17 protein-coding genes, 3 tRNA genes and 1 pseudogene are annotated in these 21,708 nt (G+C 36.6%); 5 read left to right on the top strand and 16 right to left on the bottom strand.

From position 1 onward, the window contains the following. Positions 1 to 17: 17 nt before the first annotated feature. The gene (nrdE, locus tag JNUCC76_RS01140; protein ID WP_454155095.1) at positions 18 to 2,189 is read right to left on the bottom strand and encodes a class 1b ribonucleoside-diphosphate reductase subunit alpha; all 2,172 of its coding nucleotides are present in this window, start codon (positions 2,187 to 2,189) and stop codon (positions 18 to 20) included. A gap of 167 nt (positions 2,190 to 2,356) precedes the next feature. Further along, the gene (nrdH, locus tag JNUCC76_RS01135) at positions 2,357 to 2,587 is read right to left on the bottom strand and encodes a glutaredoxin-like protein NrdH (RefSeq protein WP_002815957.1); all 231 of its coding nucleotides are present in this window, start codon (positions 2,585 to 2,587) and stop codon (positions 2,357 to 2,359) included. 428 nt (positions 2,588 to 3,015) lie between these two features. Between nrdH and JNUCC76_RS01130 the strand changes: the two genes are divergently transcribed. Further along, positions 3,016 to 4,413, top strand: coding sequence for a hemolysin family protein (locus JNUCC76_RS01130; RefSeq protein WP_454155093.1), 1,398 nt, complete (start codon positions 3,016 to 3,018; stop codon positions 4,411 to 4,413). Positions 4,414 to 4,502: 89 nt separating this feature from the next. Then, positions 4,503 to 5,174 carry a histidine phosphatase family protein gene (locus tag JNUCC76_RS01125; RefSeq protein WP_454155092.1) on the top strand — a complete coding sequence of 224 codons (672 nt, stop codon included), beginning with the start codon at positions 4,503 to 4,505 and terminating at the stop codon, positions 5,172 to 5,174. Positions 5,175 to 5,215: 41 nt separating this feature from the next. On the opposite strand, the gene JNUCC76_RS01120 is transcribed toward JNUCC76_RS01125, so the two are convergent. The 4 genes and pseudogenes from JNUCC76_RS01120 to JNUCC76_RS01105 all read right to left on the bottom strand — a co-directional run bounded on the left by JNUCC76_RS01120 (position 5,216) and on the right by JNUCC76_RS01105 (position 9,553). Further along, positions 5,216 to 6,754, bottom strand: a complete 1,539-nt coding sequence (locus JNUCC76_RS01120; RefSeq protein WP_454155090.1) for a YhgE/Pip domain-containing protein — start codon at positions 6,752 to 6,754, stop codon at positions 5,216 to 5,218. A 147-nt stretch (positions 6,755 to 6,901) separates the two neighbouring features. Further along, positions 6,902 to 7,447: a ribosome hibernation-promoting factor, HPF/YfiA family gene (gene hpf, locus JNUCC76_RS01115; RefSeq protein ID WP_010291116.1), complete on the bottom strand. Its 546-nt coding sequence runs from the start codon at positions 7,445 to 7,447 to the stop codon at positions 6,902 to 6,904. A 136-nt stretch (positions 7,448 to 7,583) separates the two neighbouring features. Further along, on the bottom strand, positions 7,584 to 7,994 hold the full coding sequence (locus tag JNUCC76_RS01110; RefSeq protein ID WP_454155088.1) for a ComF family protein: 411 nt from the start codon (positions 7,992 to 7,994) through the stop codon (positions 7,584 to 7,586). Positions 7,995 to 8,271: 277 nt separating this feature from the next. Beyond that, positions 8,272 to 9,553, bottom strand: a pseudogene (locus JNUCC76_RS01105) (ATP-dependent helicase ComFA). Positions 9,554 to 9,570: 17 nt separating this feature from the next. Between JNUCC76_RS01105 and JNUCC76_RS01100 the strand changes: the two are divergent. After that, positions 9,571 to 10,206, top strand: a complete 636-nt coding sequence (locus JNUCC76_RS01100) for a YigZ family protein (protein ID WP_454155087.1) — start codon at positions 9,571 to 9,573, stop codon at positions 10,204 to 10,206. 136 nt (positions 10,207 to 10,342) lie between these two features. Here the strand turns inward: JNUCC76_RS01100 and ppx are convergent, their stop codons facing one another. The 7 genes from ppx to JNUCC76_RS01065 all read right to left on the bottom strand — a co-directional run bounded on the left by ppx (position 10,343) and on the right by JNUCC76_RS01065 (position 18,255). After that, the gene (gene ppx / locus JNUCC76_RS01095) at positions 10,343 to 11,308 is read right to left on the bottom strand and encodes an exopolyphosphatase (protein WP_454155085.1); all 966 of its coding nucleotides are present in this window, start codon (positions 11,306 to 11,308) and stop codon (positions 10,343 to 10,345) included. Then, positions 11,305 to 13,437 carry an RNA degradosome polyphosphate kinase gene (locus JNUCC76_RS01090; RefSeq protein ID WP_454155083.1) on the bottom strand — a complete coding sequence of 711 codons (2,133 nt, stop codon included), beginning with the start codon at positions 13,435 to 13,437 and terminating at the stop codon, positions 11,305 to 11,307. The genes ppx and JNUCC76_RS01090 overlap by 4 nt, the downstream gene beginning before the upstream one ends. A gap of 9 nt (positions 13,438 to 13,446) precedes the next feature. After that, entirely contained in the window at positions 13,447 to 14,925 is a 1,479-nt protein-coding gene (locus tag JNUCC76_RS01085) for a Ppx/GppA phosphatase family protein (RefSeq protein ID WP_454155081.1), read from the bottom strand. A gap of 75 nt (positions 14,926 to 15,000) precedes the next feature. Continuing rightward, complete coding sequence (locus JNUCC76_RS01080) at positions 15,001 to 15,531, bottom strand: DNA-3-methyladenine glycosylase I (protein ID WP_454155079.1); 531 nt, start codon at positions 15,529 to 15,531, stop codon at positions 15,001 to 15,003. A gap of 134 nt (positions 15,532 to 15,665) precedes the next feature. After that, positions 15,666 to 16,991, bottom strand: a complete 1,326-nt coding sequence (gene eno, locus JNUCC76_RS01075) for a phosphopyruvate hydratase (protein WP_454155077.1) — start codon at positions 16,989 to 16,991, stop codon at positions 15,666 to 15,668. 122 nt (positions 16,992 to 17,113) lie between these two features. Beyond that, a complete protein-coding gene (gene tpiA, locus JNUCC76_RS01070) occupies positions 17,114 to 17,923 on the bottom strand; it encodes a triose-phosphate isomerase (RefSeq protein WP_072612966.1) in 810 nt (269 codons plus the stop codon). Next, positions 17,920 to 18,255, bottom strand: a complete 336-nt coding sequence (locus tag JNUCC76_RS01065; protein ID WP_011679147.1) for a hypothetical protein — start codon at positions 18,253 to 18,255, stop codon at positions 17,920 to 17,922. The genes tpiA and JNUCC76_RS01065 overlap by 4 nt, the downstream gene beginning before the upstream one ends. Positions 18,256 to 18,367: 112 nt before the next feature. On the opposite strand from JNUCC76_RS01065, the gene JNUCC76_RS01060 reads away from it, so the two are divergent. After that, positions 18,368 to 18,452 (top strand) — tRNA-Leu (locus JNUCC76_RS01060). Positions 18,453 to 18,546: 94 nt separating this feature from the next. Here JNUCC76_RS01060 and JNUCC76_RS01055 read toward each other — a convergent pair. Next, positions 18,547 to 18,618 (bottom strand) — tRNA-Gln (locus JNUCC76_RS01055). Positions 18,619 to 18,655: 37 nt separating this feature from the next. Continuing rightward, positions 18,656 to 18,738, bottom strand: a tRNA-Tyr gene (locus JNUCC76_RS01050). 744 nt (positions 18,739 to 19,482) lie between these two features. Between JNUCC76_RS01050 and JNUCC76_RS01045 the strand changes: the two genes are divergently transcribed. Beyond that, positions 19,483 to 20,667 carry an oxidoreductase gene (locus tag JNUCC76_RS01045; protein ID WP_454155075.1) on the top strand — a complete coding sequence of 395 codons (1,185 nt, stop codon included), beginning with the start codon at positions 19,483 to 19,485 and terminating at the stop codon, positions 20,665 to 20,667. A 21-nt stretch (positions 20,668 to 20,688) separates the two neighbouring features. Here JNUCC76_RS01045 and JNUCC76_RS01040 read toward each other — a convergent pair whose 3' ends face one another. Further along, on the bottom strand, positions 20,689 to 21,606 hold the full coding sequence (locus JNUCC76_RS01040; protein ID WP_454155073.1) for a LysR family transcriptional regulator: 918 nt from the start codon (positions 21,604 to 21,606) through the stop codon (positions 20,689 to 20,691). Between the last annotated feature and the right edge of the window lie 102 nt (positions 21,607 to 21,708).

Here is a 21,708-nt window from a genome sequence, read left to right as displayed (position 1 = left end):
CTAAGCGCTCTTTTAAATTAAATTGAGCAACTTTCACATTCATTAACACCTGATTCTTGGTTGTCATCTGTAAATGTACGGACGTAATAAAGCGATTTTATTCCTTTATTAAAGGCATAGTTACGCAAAATGGTCAAATCACGTGTTGTCATTTTATTTGTACGATTATTTTTCCATTCGTACAAATGCTCTGGCAATGTAGAACGCATAAATAATGTCAACGCCATTCCTTGATCAATATGTTCTTGTGCAGCAGCATATACATCAATCACTCTACGCATATCTGTATCGTACGCTGAAACATAATATGGCATTGTTTCATTACTTAATCCCGGTGCTGGATAGTAAACCTTACCAATCATACCTTCTTGACGTTCTTCAATTTTGTTAACAATTGGTAACAAAGAGGCCGTTGCGTCGTTAACATAAGAAATAGAACCTGTTGGCGCGATTGCGTGACGATAGGCATTATACATACCGTATTTCGCCACGTCTTCTTTTAGCTGAGCCCAGTCTTTTTCTGTTGGTACATCAAAATCAGCAAAGGCTTTTGCCACTTTGTCGGTTTTTGGTGTCCAATCCTTCTGAACATACTTTTCAAAGTATGTCCCATCCGCATAACCAGATTGATTAAACTGATAAAACGTTTCATGCCGTTCTTTTGCAATGCCCATTGAAGACTTAATAGAGTAATAATTCAGCATCATGAAAAATGTTGAGGTAAAGTCTAATGCTTCTTCATCTCCATAGTACATCTTATTTTGTGCAAAATATGCTGCTAGTCCCATAGCCCCCAAGCCGATGGCATGTTTTTCTTTGTTGCCTAAATCGATTGAAGGAACAACATCCAAATTAGAAGAATCGGATACAAAGGTTAGCGCCCGAACCATTGTATCAACAGATCCACCGAAATCATTCGTGTTCATCATGTTCACGATATTAATTGACCCTAAGTTACAACTAATATCCGAACCTAATTTTGTATAATGTTGTTCATTGTCAATTTCTGACGGCGTTTGTACTTGTAATATCTCTGAACACAGGTTAGAAGATACAATCTTACCAGGAACTGGATTAGTTCGATTAGCTGTATCAATATTAATGATATATGGGTAACCCGATTCTTGTTGTAACTTAGATATTTCTTCTTCAAGGGATCGCGCGTCGATACGTTGCTTGCGGATTTTATCGTTAGCGACCATGTTGTCATATTCAGCAGTGATATCAACGTAATTAAACGGTTGTTGATAAACCTTCTCAACATCGTCTGGGCTAAACAAGTACATCGCCTTATTTTGCTTGACTAAATCATAAAATTTATCTGGAACAGTCAACCCAAGAGATAATGTTTTCACTCGTATCTTCTCGTCAGCGTTTTCCTTCTTAGTTGACAAGAAAGATAAAATATCAGGGTGAAAGACTGATAAATAAACGACACCAGCTCCTTGACGAGCACCAACTTGTGATGAAAATGTAAATGAGTCCTCTAACAATTTCATAATTGGCACTACACCACCGGCAGCATTATCGATACCCATGACTGGTGCACCAGCCTCACGAACATTTGAAAGATTGATACCAACGCCACCACCCATTTTGGATAGCTGCAGCGCTGAGTTGATAGTCCGACCAATTGAGTTCATATCATCTGAGGTCTGAATAATAAAGCACGATACTAATTCTCCGCGTCGAGCTCGGCCCGCGTTTAAGAAAGATGGTGTCGCTGGTTGATAACGTTGATGTATCATTTCATCAGCCAAACGCAGCGCCAAGTCTTCATTCCCATCTGCATAATATAAAGCATTCATAGCAACACGATCTTCATACGTTTCAATATAATACGCACCATCATTAGTTTTAAGCGCATATTGATTATAGAACTTGAAGGCCGCCATGAAGGATTTAAACTTAAAATGTTCACCCGCTAAATATGCATATAACTTTTCAATGAATGTTAGGTTGTATTTTTGAATAAATTCACGTTCCAAGAAGCGATGATCAAACATCCAATCCAGACGTTCTTGCAAGGAATCAAAATGCTTCACATTAGGCACAACATTCTCATCCAAAAAAGCGTTCAAAGCCTCTTGATCCTTATCAAGCTGAATTTCATTGTTCTTTGGGATATTTACTTGATTGTTTAAATCAAAATATGTTACGTTTTCTAAATCTAACTCTTTTAATGACATCAGTTTATTGTCCTTTGGTTTTGAATGTGATCGATTGCCGTGTTGACATTTTATATTTTGAACTACCTTTGATTAACAGCAAACTTCTGCAATTTATCAACACTCTTACTAGAAAAAATGTAATAAAAAACACCGCTAAGCTTTGCACCGCACGATGTTAACGAAAATCAGGCAGAAATTTTCTTTAGCACATCAGGACGGAATCCGGAAAATGCTGGTAGACCTTCCACTGCCACAACTGGTGTTTGGCGATGACCATTAGCCTTCAGTTCCTCAACAAATTGTGTTTCCTCTTCAATGTTAATTTCTTTAAAAGGTATACCTTGCGCTTCTAAAAACTTTTTGGTCATCTTGCATTGTACACAATTGTATTTTGTATATACTGTAACTTTTTCCATGATACCGACCTCTTTTATATTTATTTACTCTGTTTTGAATCTACTAACTACTGACTTTAAGTTTACCCTTTTAAATTAATTCTTCAAGCCCTAATTTTGTCTCAGCGAACGCATGTTCTTGCGAGTTGAATTGCTTATTTAAAAAAGGCTGCTAGAAAATAAAAGAACAATAAAAAGGTAAAAAGGCTATTATATCAACGTTTTTAATTAGTGAATGTATGTTGTTTAGGTTTTTATGATACCATACTTTTTTTATAAATCATATTGAATTGCTCATAAAAACCATATATTTGTTCCCTTCCCATCAACCTCATAGAAACGTCTAATACTGATAATAGTTACCCTTAAGAAAGTTATAAAATCCAACGTCTTCATACGATTTTTGTTATAATGTGTATTAGTTATAATATGAAAAGAGGTTTACGAATTTGGATTCTGGTCCGTCTATGATCATCAACTTTTTTATTATCTTGGTGGTCTTGTTGCTAGCTATTTTGTTCACTTTGACAGAATACTCATTGGTGAAAGTACGTTTGAGTGCTTTAAAAGCATTGCAAGAGAGTCGTGAAAAGCCTTCACGCAATATCAGCAATGCTATTCACATGACAACACACTTAACTGAATATCTTTCGACTGCACAAGTCGGAATTACATTAACAAGTTTGATTTTAGGTTGGATTGGTGAAGAGACCGTCGCCGACATCATACTTAGAACTGGGGTTATTCCCTCAGAATATGCACATGCAGTAGCTTCCGTTGCCGCCATGATTATATTTACAATTGTCCACGCTGTGTTTACTGATTTAGTTCCAAAAAACATTGCAATTGAGTCACCTGTAAAGGTATTGCTCTTTATCGTACGTCCCGTACGATTTTTCCATATTGCTCTATTCCCATTAATTTGGACATTAGATCATTTATCAAACGGTATTACTCATTTACTTGGCTTCCGAACAGATGGCGAAGAAGATATCTATTCCCAAACAGAGATTTTATCTTTATCTAAAAATGCAGCAGCTGCTGGAGAACTAGATGAAGAAGATTTGACTTTCATGCAACGCGCATTTGAAATGAACGATAAAGTTGCTGTTGATATTATGATTGATCGTACTTCTATGACAATTATTGATGTCACAGCAACAATTGCTGATGGCTTAAATTTATATCTTCAAGAACGATATTCCCGCTTTCCAGTTGTTGCTGATAATGACAAAGACAAAATTTTAGGGTATGTTTTCAACTATGATTTAGTAAGACAAGCACGCATTAAATCATCTGATCCTGTTTCAAAAATCATGCGTGATATTCCTGCAGTTCCGGAAAATATGGACTTACATGATGTCATGGATGAAATGATTATAAAGCGCTCTCCCATTGCAATTGTCGTGGATGAGTACGGTGGCACTTCTGGTCTAATTACCGATAAGGACATTTACGAAGAATTATTTGGTACTGTTCGCGATGAAATTGATGATGTTTCGGATGATTACATTGAAAAACTCGGCGACCATCGCTTTAAAATTTCTGGTAAAATGACTCTTTATGATTTTGAACGTTACTTTAACAGGAACATAAAAGAACTTGAAAATGATGATGCTGTTACATTAACTGGTTATGTTTTAAATCATGATCCTGAGTTCCGTGCTGGAGATACAATGAAGGTTGCCAACTTTGAACTTACTGCTCTTAATTACGACAATGCTTACATCTCTGAGTTCGTCGTTAAAGAACTACCATTACCCAAAGAAGATCTGAACCAAAATGGTATTTTTGATGAAGATGAAGTTACATCTAAGCAAAATTCTGAAAATGAATCTACTAATTAATAAAAAGCATTCCTGCGGGAATGCTTTTTACATTCTGCTGATAAATTAGTTGTGGTAAAATGAATATAGTTATCTTCAGGAGGAAACTTATGACAGTCAACATCTACATGGTACGCCATGGCGAAACCTATTTTAATCTTTTGCATCGTTTCCAAGGTTGGTCTGATGCACCCTTAACAAAAAAAGGAATTCAAGACGGTTATGCGGCCGGTACTCGGCTGGCCAACGTACACTTCGATGGTGCTTATTCATCTGGCTTAACACGAACTATCCACACATCACAATATATCTTAGCCAACAATAAATCTGATTCACCCAATCAAGCTATCCAATTACCAGACTTCCGTGAAGAAAACTTTGGCTATTTTGAAGGTGTACACACTGGTTTAGCATTAACAACTCTTGGTGCTTATAAAAATGATACCTTCTCAGATTTTTCCGATGTTATCGCTAAATATGGTATGCCTGCAGCAATGGATTTGATCCGTGAAGGAGACCCTTTCAAAATCGCAGAGGATTATCAACAGTTTATACACCGTATACAACACGGTTTTGACGATATCCTTTCTCGTCATCAAGATGGAGATAATGTACTAATTGTCTCTCATGGTACAACTATTCGTGCTATTGCTGATTATTTTGGCTATCATGATTTTGCCAAGATTAGTGTTAAAAATGGTGCTGTTATGCAGCTTGAATTAGCTGCTGACCATGCTAAAATTACTAACTTTAATGATGATTCAACTATGTTTAATTCATAATTTATTGACAATAAAAAAGCGAGCTCAAATGTGCTCGCTTTTTATTCAGCAATTTTTTCTGTCAAACTTTTTCGTTGTCTAAAACGATACTGTGAGACTAATAAGATAGTAAGTATAATCCACCAAATTACTAATATCATTACGTTTTGCTGTATTTCGCCACCAAAAGTAATGTGGTTGACAGCACTTGTTAATGCTGTTAACGGCCAAAATGGTCTAGAAATACTAAATACCATATCTTGTACAATTGCCGGATAACCAACAGCAACTATAATCAGTTGTAAAACAGAGATTCCTGTAGCTAACCACCAGCCTGCTTGACCAAATAGTTGTTTCAAGTACCAAACGAAACTCAACATTGTCCACTGAGCTAGTACGACAACTCCTACAATGAGCCAAAAATGAGTCATTGGTATTTTCCAAAATATTACACTGGTTGTCATTAACAAAGCCCCTACAACACTCATTATGCCAGCAATTTGGAAATTATCCCACCATTGTTCAAGTGCAAGTGCTTCTGGTTTTTCTGGTTTAATTGGTAATACCAAACCAAATAGTATTGCCATTACTGTCACACCAACTGCCAATACCTGTGGCAAAATAACTTGCCCATCGTTTTTAACTGACTTAATGTCAGTTGTGTTTAGCGTAAGCATCTGCGTCAAGGTAGTGGTCGTCTCGGATTTATCTCCAAGCAATGATTTTAATTTATTGGAGACAGCAGTTTGACCATTTTTTACGGATGTAGCTTCGATTTGGATAATACCAGACTTCTGGCTCAAAGCTTGTGTATTATTCAAATTCACAACAATATTACTAATTCCTCCTACTACCGTTGTTTGCATTTTGTAGGAAACGTCGTTTATCTTAGCTGCTGCTTCTTTAATTTTGTCGGTATCACTATTACTAATGGCCGTATTAAGCTCAACAGAATAAGTTGCTAACTGTGTTGCTAAATCACTCGCATCTGTTTGCAAATCTTTAGCTGTATCTGTATCAATAGCATTCCCAACGGCCTGTAAATTGGCTTGCAAATCGGATGTTTTGTCCGCTAGACTATTGCTTTGCTTTGCTAAATTTTTCAAGGTAGAATCGTTTGAGATACCCATGCTCAGCTTTACATTGGCTTCATTAACCAAGTCTTCGAGTACACGTCTCGTATATTGTGTAGCAAACTGATTATTACCAGTAGCTATGACTTGCTTAACATTCACGTTCTTGCCTGAACTCTTAAAATTGGCCAACTGCTGAGTCATCTTATTTGGGAAAACAATAATGCTACTAACCTGTCCCAACTTTAAAGCTTCTCGAGCCGACTTTTCTGAGCCATAATTTTTGACCGCTAACTTTTTACTTGCCTTAAATTGATCAGTCAATTTAGCACCAACGCTTTGTTGTTCACCTTCAAACCGCGCTGGCTTATCCAAATTAACAACAGCGACCTTTAAACGGTTCGCATGCTGTGTTACATGACTAGTTGCCCCAAGGTACCCAGCAACTAAAATTACTGGAATCACCATTGCTAATAGCCACTTAACTAAACTGTGTTTATTTTTTAATATCGTTTGCCAACCAAACATAAAAGACCTCTTCAATTTAAACTCTGCTTAATATAGCATACGCAATTGAAGTGGCCTTGTGGATAACTTTATAAACTTTTACGTTTCTTAACTAAATTATGGAAAAATGTTCCCCACTTTGCAATTTATAACACACAATGACGAATATCATTCAGCTGTTTCAAGCAAGCCATACTTTCCATCAGCTCGCTTATAGATTACTGAATCAGTATTTGACTCTGCATCTTTGAAGATAAAGAACACATGTCCTAGTAAATCCATTTGCAAGGCAGCTTCCTCAGGTGACATAGGTTTCAAATCAACCTGCTTAGTACGAACAATTTGTAGAGCAGAGTCATCTACCTCTTCCTCAGGAATTTCACCCTTTGAATCAATACCTTTAAATCCAGTTTCTCTGGATTTACGATTAATCTTTGTCTTATACTTACGAATTTGTCGTTCTACTTTTTCAGAAACATTATCAACAGCTGCATATAAATCTTGATTAGTATCTTCAGCTCGCAAAACTACATAAGGTAACACAATAGTAACTTCAACCTTACCAGAATTGTCAGACTTGTATGTGCGCAAGTTAACGTTGGCCTTGGCATTTTCTTCGATATAACGATTTAATTTCGTCAAGCGCTTTTCCACATATTCACGAATTGCATCTGTGACTGTGATATTTTCACCACGTACATTGTAATCTAACATAAACTAATTCCTCCAAATTTCCTTCTTTAATGATAAAATTCTAAATATTATCATCAAGTCAGTTATTATATATTGGTTCTATCATCATTATAACATATCTGTAAGCGTTTACCGTGAAATTACAATTTCTTCATTTTTATCGTGCCAATGAAATGCTTTTCACAGAATCAGCGCCATGTGTTAATAATAAGTCGGCGGCATGGTGCAATGTATTACCCGTCGTATATACATCATCTACAAGTAAAATACTTTGTCCTTCAATAATTTTTTCGTCGATTATGGAAAATGGCTGTTCCCTTTTCATGCGAGCTCTACGATTAAAATGTGATTGTTGCATTTTTTTCGTTACCTTAACTTGTAAGGCATCTGTCAATTCAATGCCCTCTAACAGACTAGCTACTTGATTAAATCCACGTGTCATCATCGTATGATGGCTAACAGGAATTGCTACTACCAAATCCATATCTGAAGTATGAACTAAGTTTATTAACTCACGATTAAAAATTTTACGTAGTTTGTAGTCACCATTAAATTTATATTGTTGCATAAATAGTCGCATGGCGTCGTTGTATTGATACAGTGCCCGATGATGAAGGATGGGTCTATTATTCAATTGCCATCTTTGGCAGTCGTAACATGTGCCAGTATTTAGTTGCTGTCGTCCGCACGCTGGACAACGTTGATCATTGATTGCATCAAAAGTGTGACGACAACTTTCACACAACACACTATTTTCATGTCTTATTAGGCCAAAAAACTGCAAAAATGAATTTACTTCAAATATTTGTGTTTGACACAATGCGCAATGCATAGCTTCTCCTTTTTTAGCTGTCCATTCTACACTTTAATTTTTTCCCACGACGATTCATCATGACAATCTGTTTTTGTGCTGCCCTAACCTTTAAATTAATATGTTGTACATATGCTTGTACTAAACCAGTGGGTCGGTCAGCGCTACGTCCTACACGACCTGCAATTTGAACAAGCGCATTTTCACTAAATGTTTTATCGTCCGCTCCTATAATTAATACGTCTATTCTTGGAAAAGTAACCCCTCTTTCTAATATTGTAGTCGTAATTAAATATTGTAACTTTTCATTACGCATTTTTTTTAACTTTATCTTGTCGAAATGGATCAGCTGCATGTACGTAATCACTTTGGACATTTGGAAATAATTGATGCAATTTTTGATGTAGCGGTTTCAAATCAGAAACTTTTGGCACAAAAATTAAAAATCGTTGTTTAGATGTAATGAGCTGAATAATTTGTTTCTTGATGACGTTCGGTAGCCTTTTACGCCAGTTATTAACTAATTTTACTTTTATTTCAGGTAAGACATGCTGGTGAAATCTTAATGGCAAATAAGAGGTCGGTAATTTTTTACCTGCTTTTTTTCGCATTGCTATTGTTGGTGTCGCAGTTAAATAAATTAAGGCACTGTTTCCCTTTCGGGCTTTATTCACCGCATAAGCCAGCATGGCATCCCCTGCAAACGGAAAACTATCAACTTCATCGACGATAAGAAGATCGAATGCATGATAAAATCGCAACATCTGATGCGTGGTCGCTAAAACTAACTGCGTATATTGATAGTTCTCTTTTTGGTTGCCATGTAATATCATTAGCTCAGTTTCTTTAAATGCCGACTGAATTCGTGGTGCTAACTCCACAATGACATCTACGCGTGGTGAAACAATCGCTACACGAAGTCTTTGACACAATGCTTTGTGGATAACCGGAAATAACATTTCAGTTTTACCCGCACCAGTAACCGCCCACACTAAATGTTCCCCTTTTTGAGACAAAGTCACCAATAGTTCATTGCTAACTTTTTCTTGTTGTTGCGTCAATTCACCTTGCCACGTCATTTTAGCAGTACCAGAAAATTGATTTGGTTCCGGTAACGAAACTAAATTATCAAGAGAACTAACTCGCCCTAATATCAAACAAGCATTACAATAATAATGTTGGTTAGGCAATTCTTCGGTGTTCTTCTGTCCGCACCGTTGACACTTCTTTCCAAAAAAAGGTTCAATAATATGTTTAGTCGTTGTTTCCACTTTTGGCTGGACAATTTGACGACCATAGAAATATTCATCATTCATGCTGTATAATACGTTATATGGTAAAATATTTCACAATTAAGCCCAAAACATTCACATGGGAAAAAGAAATTAAAAAATCACGTTTCATTTTAAACATGGCACGTGTCACTTCCGAAAATGATGCTCAAGATTTTATAGAAAAAATAAATAAAATTCACTATAAAGCCAGCCATAATGTTTTTGCTTATGTTTTAGGTGACAATAATAGCATTAAACGCTATAGTGATAATGGTGAACCCAGCGGTACTGCTGGTGTCCCTATGCTAGAAGTCTTACAGAAAAAAGAACTGCATGATGTTGTCGCCGTTGTAACCCGCTACTTTGGTGGCATCAAGTTAGGTGCTGGCGGACTAATTCGTGCTTATTCTGGAACAGTTTCCCAAGGTCTTGAATCGATTGATTTTGTAGAACGATTGACTCGTTTGAAAGTTACTATCAGCATTGATTATAAGCATGGTGAAACACTAAATTATTGGCTAAACAACCATAATTATCAAATAATAGACACCCAATATGATACAAATATTCACATCGTAGTACCAGTATCTGAGGAAGAATTAACTCGGTTTCAAACAAGTTTGACCAATCAGTTCTCTGGGAACGTATCATTTAATGTTGGTGATGAAACTTACTTTGAAATTCCAGTAAAATAAGCTATAATTGAATAGTTATGATCTGCTAGTGTAATGGATCGCACGCAAGATTCCGGTTCTTGAAATCCGGGTTCGACTCCCGGGTAGATCATTAATTAAAATAAAAAGCAACCAAGAGATTCTTGGTTGCTTTTTATTAATCTACCGTCATTGAAGCAGGTTCTGGTGCAATAACTTGTTGGCCTGTCTCTTGTCTAATTGTTTCAAATAATATACCTTCACGCAATCCTGCTTGTGAAAAAATGACTTGTTGTCCACCGAGTAAAATCAGTAATTCTATCAACGGTAACAACCCACCAACAATAATGTCGCCACGATCCTTAGCCAAGCCAGCCATCTTTTGACGTTCAACTAGATTTTTGCTTAATATTTCTTGATATATGTTGGTCGCATCTTGCATACTTAAATGATATCCATGAATCGGCATATCAGTAATTTTTCTCTGGCGTCGAGAAATTTTAGCCAAGGTACGATTGCTGCCTCCCAATGCAACTAAAGGTAAATGCATGGCATCATTCAGCCACGAAACATCCCCAAACATTTGTCTTATTGCAACTGTTGCCTTAAACAATGATGCCGCGTTAACAACATTTTTTTCAAGAAACATTTCACTAATCGTCACTGCGCCAATAGGAAGACTAATTTCGTGTACTGATTCTTTGTTTCTAACTAAAATCAACTCTGCGGATGCGCCACCTGTATCCAAAATCAAAGCATCATTAATACTTAATGTGTTAACAATTCCAACATAATCATAGTGTGCCTCTTCCTCACCAGTTAAAACTTGAAGTGGGAAATCCATCGTTTTTTCAAACTCTGATAAGAAGTTTTCTTGATTTGTGGCCTGCCTTACAGCGGCTGTAGCAACAGCATGTATGTTTGCTTTTGGATATTCTTCAAGTGTTTTCTTAAAATTTTTTAAGGCATTTAGCGTTCGTTTGATTGCTTCTGGTTGTAAAACTTTGTTTTCACCCATTCCTTCAGAAAGACGTACCATCTCTTGCAATCGACTCAACACTTCATAATGACCATCTTGATGATATTTACTAATCGTCATACGTACTGAGTTTGACCCTAAATCAATTACTGCTATAACAGTCATTCTTCACCTCCTATAAACGGGTTATTAATCGGCTCAAATTCTTTTTGAGCGTTTTCCCGTTCTTCTTGCTGTTTTAATTCAATTTGTTTTGCCATAGATTCTGCTACGAACATTTCTTGGGCATTAACAGAGGCAAGCCCCCTTCTATCAATTTTTTCAAACGAACCATCCGCTTGTAGCACACGGGTTTTAACATTATCTGCCCACATAATCTCAAAAATATTAATCACTTTTTGAGACAGATTTGTATTTCGAATAGGAAACAATAACTCAACACGGCGGTTCAAATTTCTTGCCATTAAATCAGCTGATGACAAGTAAACCAATGGATTATCATCATTATTGAAAATGAAGATTCTACTGTGCTCCAAAAAACGCCCCACAATTGAATGCACTTTAATTGTCTCACTAATTTTTGGAATTCCAACCTTAAGCATTGTAATTCCACGAACAATTAATTCAACTGGAACCCCTGCTTCACTTGCCTCATATAAATGTCTAACCATCCTTTCATCAGATAAAGAATTAAATTTCATTTTAATACCCGAAGATTTACCTGCTTTGGCGTTCATAATTTCAATATTTATTTTTTCATAAATAAACTCACGAATGCCATTTGGTGACATATGCAATTGATGAAAAAAGCTAGGGTCAGAATATCCCGTTAAAATATTAAAAATCGCAGCCACATCGGCGCCCAACTCACTATCAACAGTTAGTAGTCCAAGATCTGTATAAAAGTTTGCCGTAACATCGTTATAATTGCCAGTAGCCAAGTGAACATAGCGCCTAATTGTATCATCTTCACGTCGCACAACCATAGCCATTTTAGCATGCACTTTTAAGCCACGTAAACCATAGACAACATGAACACCTTTTTGTTCCAGTTCACGAGCCCAATGAACGTTATTCTCTTCATCAAAACGAGCCTTAATCTCAAGTAAAACAGTTACTTGTTTTCCTCTTTGTGCGGCGTCTGATAAGGCTTTAATAATGGGTGAGTTTCCAGATACCCGATACAAAGTCATTTTAATAGCAAGAACATTGTCATCCTTTGCAGCTGTTTTGATAAATTGAACCACTGGTTTAAAAGAATCATACGGATGGTGCAACAAATAATCACGTTTTCGAATACTATTAAATATTTTTTCAGAAGACAAATCTGGATTTTCATAGCCATGAAATGGTGCATATTCTAATGAAGGAGCATCGATTAGTTTTAACCATGAATTAATAAAAGTTAAATCAATTGGTCCACTTACTTCATAAATCCGATCATCAGGAACTTGTAATGCTTTAATGAGTTTTGACATCAGCATTTTGCCAGTATTAGCACTAACAATTACACGAATTACACGGCCTCGCTCGCGTTCCTGTAACTTAGTTTGTACTTCTTGCAAAATGTTAGGCGTATCCTCATCATCAGCAACATCTAACTCCATGTCACGCAAAATATGAAAAACATTCGATTCTTTGATAGTGTATCCTGGGAAAAGGGCATCTAAAAATAGTTGCACAACCTCTTCAACTAGAATAATTTTATTTTCTTCAGGCAATGCAATAACACGTCCAGAAGTTTCAGGCACTTGCAACACAGCAATATGCTTTTCTGATTGTTCATCATTCTTTTTTAAACGAACACCAATATTTAAGGTGTCGTTTGCTAAAAAAGGAAATGGTCGTGTGCTATCAATGGCCATCGGCGTCAAAACAGGTCGGAGTTCTCTTTCAAAAAATTCTCTTAAGAAATTAAATTGTTGATCAGTTAAGTCATCAGCATGAAGCATTTCAAATCCCAATTTCTTCATTGAAGGAATGATACTTCTAGTTAACACTTGATATTGATTTTTAATTTGTTCTCCCGCTACCGCAGCAATTTTGACCAGTTGTTGTTTCGGAGACAAACCAGACGCATCTAACTTATCATGACCAACAAGCATTTGCTGTTGTAAACTAGCTACCCGAACCATAAACCATTCGTCCATGTTTTTCTGAGTGATGGCTAGAAACTTAGCTCTTTCTAATATTGGATTTTGAGTATCACGGCCTTCTTCAAGCACACGTTTATTGAAACCTAACCAACTAATTTCACGATTCACATAGTATTTAGATTGCTTTAAATCGGTCATAATATTTTCTCAGCTCCTTTTCCCTTGACGTTTCAAAACGATTGGCAATCCGAAAACCGCCTCAAAAAAATGTGCTTTTTGGGTAAATATATAAATTTCTAGCTGTAGGTCTGCTGTCGTTTGCCCTGTAACGGTGACTTTTTCTGAAGTAATAGACACCGTTAGCTTACTTATTTTTTGAAGTCTACTATCATCTAGTGCATCAGCTAAACGTAATAAAGCGGCCATTTTAGCAATACGAATTCGTTGTCGTGGTGAAAAATCTTGAGTTGACCTTAATGCATTATCCGGTGTTTCAGCGCTGTGGTAACGTGCAATCGATGCAATTATTCGTTGTTCCGATGTAGATAAGCCATGAAAATCAATACCTTCGAGAATCTCTTCCGAGTATTGATAGTGTTTTTGAGAATTAATAAAACTGCCAACATCATGTGTCAAAGCAGCGACACCTAATAATAAACGATCTCGAGCGTTCAAACGATGGATTTTCTTCAATCGATCAAATAGACGCCAACCATACTTAAGTACAATTTCACGGTGCTTCTCTTCAACCATATAACGATCGGCAATTCCTCGTGCTGCAGTAATAATATCGTTTTGCGCATTATTATCTTTAATTACCAAGCCATCTAACACAGTTAAATTACTAATATGAAGATTATTTGCTCCAACAGCTGTCATAACCTGTACTACCAAAACAGCCTCCATAAAGACCATCCAAATGTCATTTGGTTCAATATTATATTGTTCAGCAAAAGCTTGCTTATTCATCTGGCTAAAACTAGCAATCAATGACTGTAACTCTGACTTTAAGATTGTCGTTTTATTTTTTTTGTTAAGAAAGAGATGGTTTAAAACATCTGCACCAAGTAAAACCACTGTATCTGTTGGTTGAAAAGGAGGTAACATATGCCAGAAATCAGCCAATTTACTGTCAATAAATTCTGGTATTAAATCAGGTATTTCGGTGATTTCCGCTGCCATATTTCGAATAGATTGTGTCAATCGAACCGGTCCTACTGCTGAATGCTGTGAAAATTTAAATTGATTATTTTCAAAATAAGACAAATCAATTCGTGTAGAACTAATACCTAAAACAAAAGCATATCGTTCATTTAAAATTTTTTCATCATTTATACGTAATGCAAGTTGCCGATAATAGTTCTCTTGGTTCGCATTAAGCCAAAGTAATTCAAGACCGGTCAAATTCTCGACCTGATCAACGAAGTAGATAGCATTGAGCATTTTAGAAAGATTTTCACTTCCATATAGTTTAACGTCAACTACACCATAATCACGGAGTAATTGTTGAAACCGTTGTAATTGTGTCAATGCACGTTGCATGACTTCAGTAGAAAAGCTTGCCAATGCTAGGTCATTTTCACTATACTCACGTTTAACATGCTCAATTTGACGCCCATGACTATCAACAATCTGCAACGCAGCAGCATCAGTGTTCAGAAGAATAACGCCCTGTAATTTTGCCATATATTGAGCCCTCTAAGGTAAGTTTATCACATTTGATATTGTAGTTGTGTTAGAAAAATGTAAAGGCAACAATGATTAAAAATGATCTGGATTAAAACTACAAGTTTGTTCGTGATCGTTAATAATGCCCATTGCCTGCATATAAGAATAAACAATTACAGGACCAATAAATTTAAACCCGCGCTTTTTCATATCTTTTGAAACACGTTGTGACAATTCATTTTGACTTGGAACTTCGATACTATCAGTAATGTGGTGATTAATAACTTGACCATCGGTAAATGACCACATATAGTCAGAAAGGCTATCAAATGCATAACTAGATAATTGCTTGATTATTTTGGCATTATGAATAGTGGCAGTAATTTTCAACGTATTATTAATAATCTCGGGATTAGTTTTTAGTCGTAAAATATCTTTCTCGGTCATTTCCGCAACTCGATCTATATCAAACGCGTAAAAAGCTTTAATCATTGCAGAACGTCGTTTTAAAGAAGTTTCCCAACTCAATCCTGCCTGAAACACCTCCAACGTTAACAATTCAAATAACTGACTATCACTATATTGATTTGGTTGGCCCCACTCTTTATCATGATAATCTGTCATAAGTTTTGAGTATTGGTAATTATTCACCCACGCACAACGTTTTATTTTAGCGACCATATTATTCTTCTTTCCGATCATATGTTCATATCAAAATTTTATGTATAAAAAAACGGCCAAATGGCCGATTTAATTTTTTACTTGTTTTCAATTGTTTCGCGAGCAGCAGCTGACAAGTTATAGAATGAATGGATACCCTTATACTTAGCAGTTGTGTCCAACAATTCTTCGATGCGGATCAATTGGTTGTACTTAGCAATACGATCAGTACGTGACAATGAACCTGTCTTGATTTGACCAGCGTTTGTAGCAACAACCAAGTCAGAAATTGTTGTGTCTTCTGTTTCACCTGAACGGTGAGAAACAATAGCCGTGTAACCAGCTTCCTTAGCCATTTCGATAGCTTCGAAAGTCTCTGTCAAAGTACCGATTTGGTTAACCTTGATCAAGATTGAGTTAGCAGCGCCCATGTTGATACCCTTTTCAAGGTATTGTGTGTTAGTAACGAAGAAATCATCACCAACCAATTGAACCTTCTTGCCCAATTCTGCAGTAATTGTAGCCCAGTCTTCCCATTCGTTTTCGTCGATAGGATCTTCGATTGAAATGATTGGGTAACGATCTGCCAAATCTTCAAGATACTTGATGAATTCAGGTGTTGTGAATTCTTCTCCAGTTGACCAACGCAACTTATATGTCTTTGTTTCTGCATCATACAATTCTGATGAAGCAACATCGACAGCAATTGCGATGTCCTTACCAGGCTTGTAACCAGCGGCTTCGATCGCACGGATCAAATACTTCAAAGGTTCTTCGTTATCAGCGAAGTCAGGTGCAAATCCACCTTCATCACCAACTGAAGTTGCCTTACCATCAGCTTCTAATAACTTCTTCAAAGCATGGAAAGTTTCTGAACCGTAACGAATTGCTTCCTTAACTGTTGGTGCACCAACAGGCATAATCATGAATTCTTGGAAGTCAACCTTGTTTGCTGAGTGAGCACCACCATTGATAACGTTCATCATAGGTGTTGGCAATACGTATGAATTTGCACCACCCAGGTATGAGAACAAAGGTACACCTAATTCATCAGCAGCTGCACGAGCAGCTGCGATTGAAACTGCTAAAATAGCGTTTGCACCCAACTTACCCTTGTTTTCTGTACCGTCGAGTTCGATCATAGCTTGATCGATTGCACGTTGGTCAGTTACGTCGAACTTACCAACCAAAGCCTTAGCGATAGCATCGTTAACATTGGCAACAGCCTTTGTTGTTCCCTTGCCGCCAAAACGTGACTTGTCTCCATCACGTAATTCAACAGCTTCGTGTTCACCTGTTGATGCACCTGAAGGCACCATTCCACGACCAAAGCCACCTAATTCTGTGATAACTTCAGCTTCAAGTGTAGGGTTTCCACGTGAGTCAAGGACTTCACGTGCGATAATATCAGTGATTAAAGACATGTTTTAATTCTCCTTTGGTTTTCGGTTATATACCATGTATATTATATCACAGGGCAAGAGTCATAGCCAAAAATTTACTAAACACATAAACAGATGTAGTGTTCAGAAACTGTTGGCTTTCTTCATGTATTTTCAATGTTAAAATCAGGTACTTCAGGATCTTGTGCGATTGCAACAAGCTGCAAAAACTTTTCTGGATCAAGTGCCGATGTACCTACCAAAACGCCATCAATATCTTTTTGCAACATAATTTCACGCGCATTATCAGGTGTAACAGAACCGCCGTACAAAACACGTACTTGTTCGGCAATAACTGGTGAATATAACTTAGCTAGTGTTTGTCGTATCAAATGGGCCGCTTTTTGTGCTTGCACAGCACTCGCAGCTTCTCCAGAACCAATTGCCCAAGTAGGCTCATAAGCAAGTGTGACATTACGAATTTGATCGACAGACACTCCTGCCAATGCCGCGGCTACCTGAGCAACGGATGGTTCTGCATCCATAAACTGTGCATAAGTACTCATATCTTCATCAACATCAATGATTGGACGCAACCCATTTCTAAGTGCTGCGGTAACTTTCAAATTAACTGTTGAATCAGTTTCGTTGAAAAACTTACGACGTTCAAAGTGGCCTATCAAAACATAAGTTGCACCTATGTCTTTTAAAGCCTTTGGCGATGTCTCTCCTGTATAAGCACCACTGTCTTCCCAATGGACGTTTTCGGCCACAATATGTATAGGTGAGTCTGCCGTGGCACGAACCATGTCTGATAAAAATAAATCTTGTGCTGCAATGCCTGTTTCTACAATATTTTGGGCTGGCACCTTACCATTTACTTTATTTAAAAAATCTGCTACATCTGCATGTAACTTATTGATTTTCCAATTTGCAACAACAAAAGGTACTCGTGAAGCATTATGTTGACTCATTTTTCGTCTCCTCTAAGCATCATAAAAATAAAGACCGCTTCAATTAATAATAACCAAATCATATAACGAGAAGGTTCACCAAGTAAAGATAGCAACATGTAGCTAATGAACAAAACGGCCAGCCCGCCACCTGTTTTAGTTAACTTTTGCTGGTACTTGCTACGTGAAAGGCGTTCGGTCAAATGTTGGTTTTCCGATTTCAGTTCTGAAACATCTAATTTCAAAGCTTCAATTTGATCTAATAAATCATCATTTTCATTTTGTAAAGCTTCATTATGAGCTTGTATTTCTGGTGTGATTACTTCTGTTTTTTTTCGATTAAAAAATCTCATGTATTTTCTCCATTACTTCTATTCTATCAAAATTACACGCTCGCTGTCATTGAATATCTATTGACGAGATTAGATTTAATGGGTATAATTATATAGTTGTCAATTCATATTTGCAGCTGTGGCGGAATTGGCAGACGCGCAGGATTAAGGATCCTGTGCCCGTTTAGGGCGTGCGGGTTCGACTCCCGCCAGCTGCATCGTTAAAAAGCTATACTTAATTGTATAGCTTTTTTCTTTATATTATAATAAATTTTGCACAAAAAAAGGAATCCTTTCGGATCCCTTTATTAGTTGCCCCTGCTGGATTCGAACCAGCGCATGTCGGTACCAAAAACCGATGCCTTACCACTTGGCGAAGGGGCAATAGCTAATTTATTTTGCCGTTAGCTTTTATCGGCAATGGGAGCGGTAGGATTCGAACCTACGAACCCGAAGGAACGGAGTTACAGTCCGTCGCGTTTAGCCAGACTTCGCTACACTCCCATATCTCAAACAACTATAATAGTATACCAAATACTGAGACACATGGCAAGCATTTTTTGATAATTACATGTTATGATTACATAAAAAAGTGAAGTAGATTGCTCTTCAATACTGCAAGAGCCCTCAATCAAAATTTATAACAATGTTCAACTCGTTAAAAAACCGATTCAATTGACGCAAGAATCTCTAGCAAAAAAAATTGGTGTTTCAAGGGGAGCATTATTTTATTTACTCAAACATCTGTATCAAAAATGCTTGAAAGATGGCTATCAAATCAAAACAGCTGATCTAAGTAGCAGTGACGAAAGAAAAAAATAGCCGTTTGACACTTAAAATAGCATACCAAGCATTACTCTTTTTTTGATTTTGACAATCATAACCACATTCTTTTTCAGTCTATCAATAAGTACAAAAATCACAAGAATAAGCATTTTTGTTATTGTAATGTTAACAAATATGCTTATTCTTGTGTTTTTGACATGCTTAATCGCTTGGACCATTTATGAGCGAATGACATAATACATCGAATGAAGCATAATTATTTTAAAATTTAAAAAGCTATCTTTTCATGTGAGGAAGCCATTTTTTTAATGTATTAAGAATATAAAATGAATATATTATTAAACATCGCATCAAGTTCAAATTCTGTTGTGTTCAATAAAAGTTGATGATCCATTCATTTTTCAGAAATTCCCAAAAGTTTGTGAAGTGTTATACTTTGTTTATGAAACGGAGGTTCTTATAATGAAAAAATTAACAGACAAGGTAACTTTTCGGCATGGCGCAACAATAGATACTAGAACTGCCCAGTCACCTATGCTGACAAATAGTGGCTTAAATGAAAAAGTAACACAAGACACAATCGATTACTATAATGCCCGTTCACAATCAGCTGGTATGGTAATTGTTGAGTACACGAGTGTCAGCCCTAATGGCGGTCCATCACGTTCTTGGGCACCCGACCGTGAACAATTAGCAATTTATGACGATAGTTTTGTCCCAGGATTTAAAAAAATTGCTGAGAAATTAAAAAAAGATGGCAATAAAGCTATTCTTCAACTAGTCCATTCTGGACGTGAGGCACAGTATCGCTATACACTCGGCGGACAAGTAGAGGTACCTTCAAACATTGATTTTCCATGGATTAGTTATCCTTTACACGAATTGTCCGAAGATGAAGTCTGGCAAATTGTAAAAGATTTCGGTACCGCAACAAAACGTGCAATTGATAGTGGCTTTGATGGTATAGAAATTCACGGAGCAAATCATTATTTGCATCAAGAATTTTTTTCTGCTTATTCTAATGTTCGCACTGACTTTTGGGGCGGTAGTCTTGAAAAACGGATGAATTTTGCCCTCGAGGTCGCACGAGAAGTATTCAAGGTAGCCAAGGAAAACGCCTCAAAAGACTTTATTATCGGTTATCGAATTAGCCCCGAAGAGGTTCACGAAGATAATATCGGCTATACGTGGCACGAAGCTCAATCACTAGTTAACCAATTGACTGAAAATTTCGAATTTGACTATATCCACCTTTCAACAAATGACTATACTGCGACGCCAACCGATTCTGATAAAAACTATGCACAACTACTCGGAGAACGAGTAAAAAATCCAGCTCTTCTGATGATTGCTGGCGGTATCCACACAGTTGAGAAAATGAAGGATGCTCTGCAATATGTTGATATTGTAAGTTTAGGCCGCCCCACTTTAATTGACAATCAAATTGGTTATAAAATCAAAAAAGGTCAAGCTGACCATATTTTCTTAGAATTCAACGAAGAATCAGTCAAAGAATCACATCTAACACCAGGGTTAATCGATCTACTTGCAAACACAGCATATTTCGATATGCCTGGCATAGACTATCTTAAAACGCTCACAGATGTTAAGCTAGGTGACACTGTAACACACGACGGAACAAAATAAATTAACTTAAAAAGATGCTCTTTATTGAGCATCCTTTTTTACTTCTGCAGTAATATCTCTCAGTAATTCTTGGGCTTTCTCGGATATCATATAATTTGGGTTAGTTAACCAACCGAGCTTGAAATCATCATCAAAAATATGACCAATATCAATGATCTTAAGCTTCGAAAAATCTGTATTACTAGATAAGTTTCCTTGAACAATTCTACCAAAACAGACGGTGTTTAAATCAATTATTGCTTGGTTCATTGCCCAAGCATCATCCACTCTTAACACAAGTGATAATGGTCCACACTGAAATTGTAATCTTTCGAAAATTTCATCGTGAAATTTATCATTGAAAAGACTAAATTTTTGTTTTTTTAAATCTGTTAAAGATATCGGACGATTCAAATCATTTAGCGGATTATCCGGTGCGCAAAATAAAACTAACTTACTATCACAAACTGGTGTAAAATCTAAATTTTCAATGCTTTCATCATTAATGTTATTTATTGCGATAAAACCTGCATCAATTTCTTGACTACGTACACGATGAACAATGGATTCAAATTCATGACAACTAATATTTACCTGAACATTTTCAAATTTAGTGACATAATTATCAATAAAGGTGCTGATAAAAGGTTTTAACATTGTGTTCATGTAATGAATTGAAACCCTTTGATGCTTTTGAGGATTAGCAACAATCGCAGCAGTTTTCTCAAGATTATTTTTAAAACGTAAAATATCGGAAATAGAAGACAACAATTGTCTTCCTTCGGAGGTTAGCTTAGTTCCAGATGATGATTTATCAAAAAGAGTTACTTCTAATTCATTTTCGAGTTGATGTACGGCTATGCTTAGTCCAGACTTACTGATGTGTAGTACATCAGCGGCTTTCTGCATAGATTTATGCTGAGCCAAAACTTCAGCGTAAAGTAGTTGGTCAAAATTCATAGATGTACTCCTCAGATGATTTATCTGTATCTAAACAAAAACGAAAAAACAGAGCTTTAAGCGCTTCAAAATGAAGATTAAATTCATGAACAGTATATCATA

This window comes from Leuconostoc sp. JNUCC 76 (genome assembly GCF_053667755.1).
Note: the sequence above shows the minus strand (reverse complement) of the source record. Positions and strands in the feature narration are given on the sequence as shown.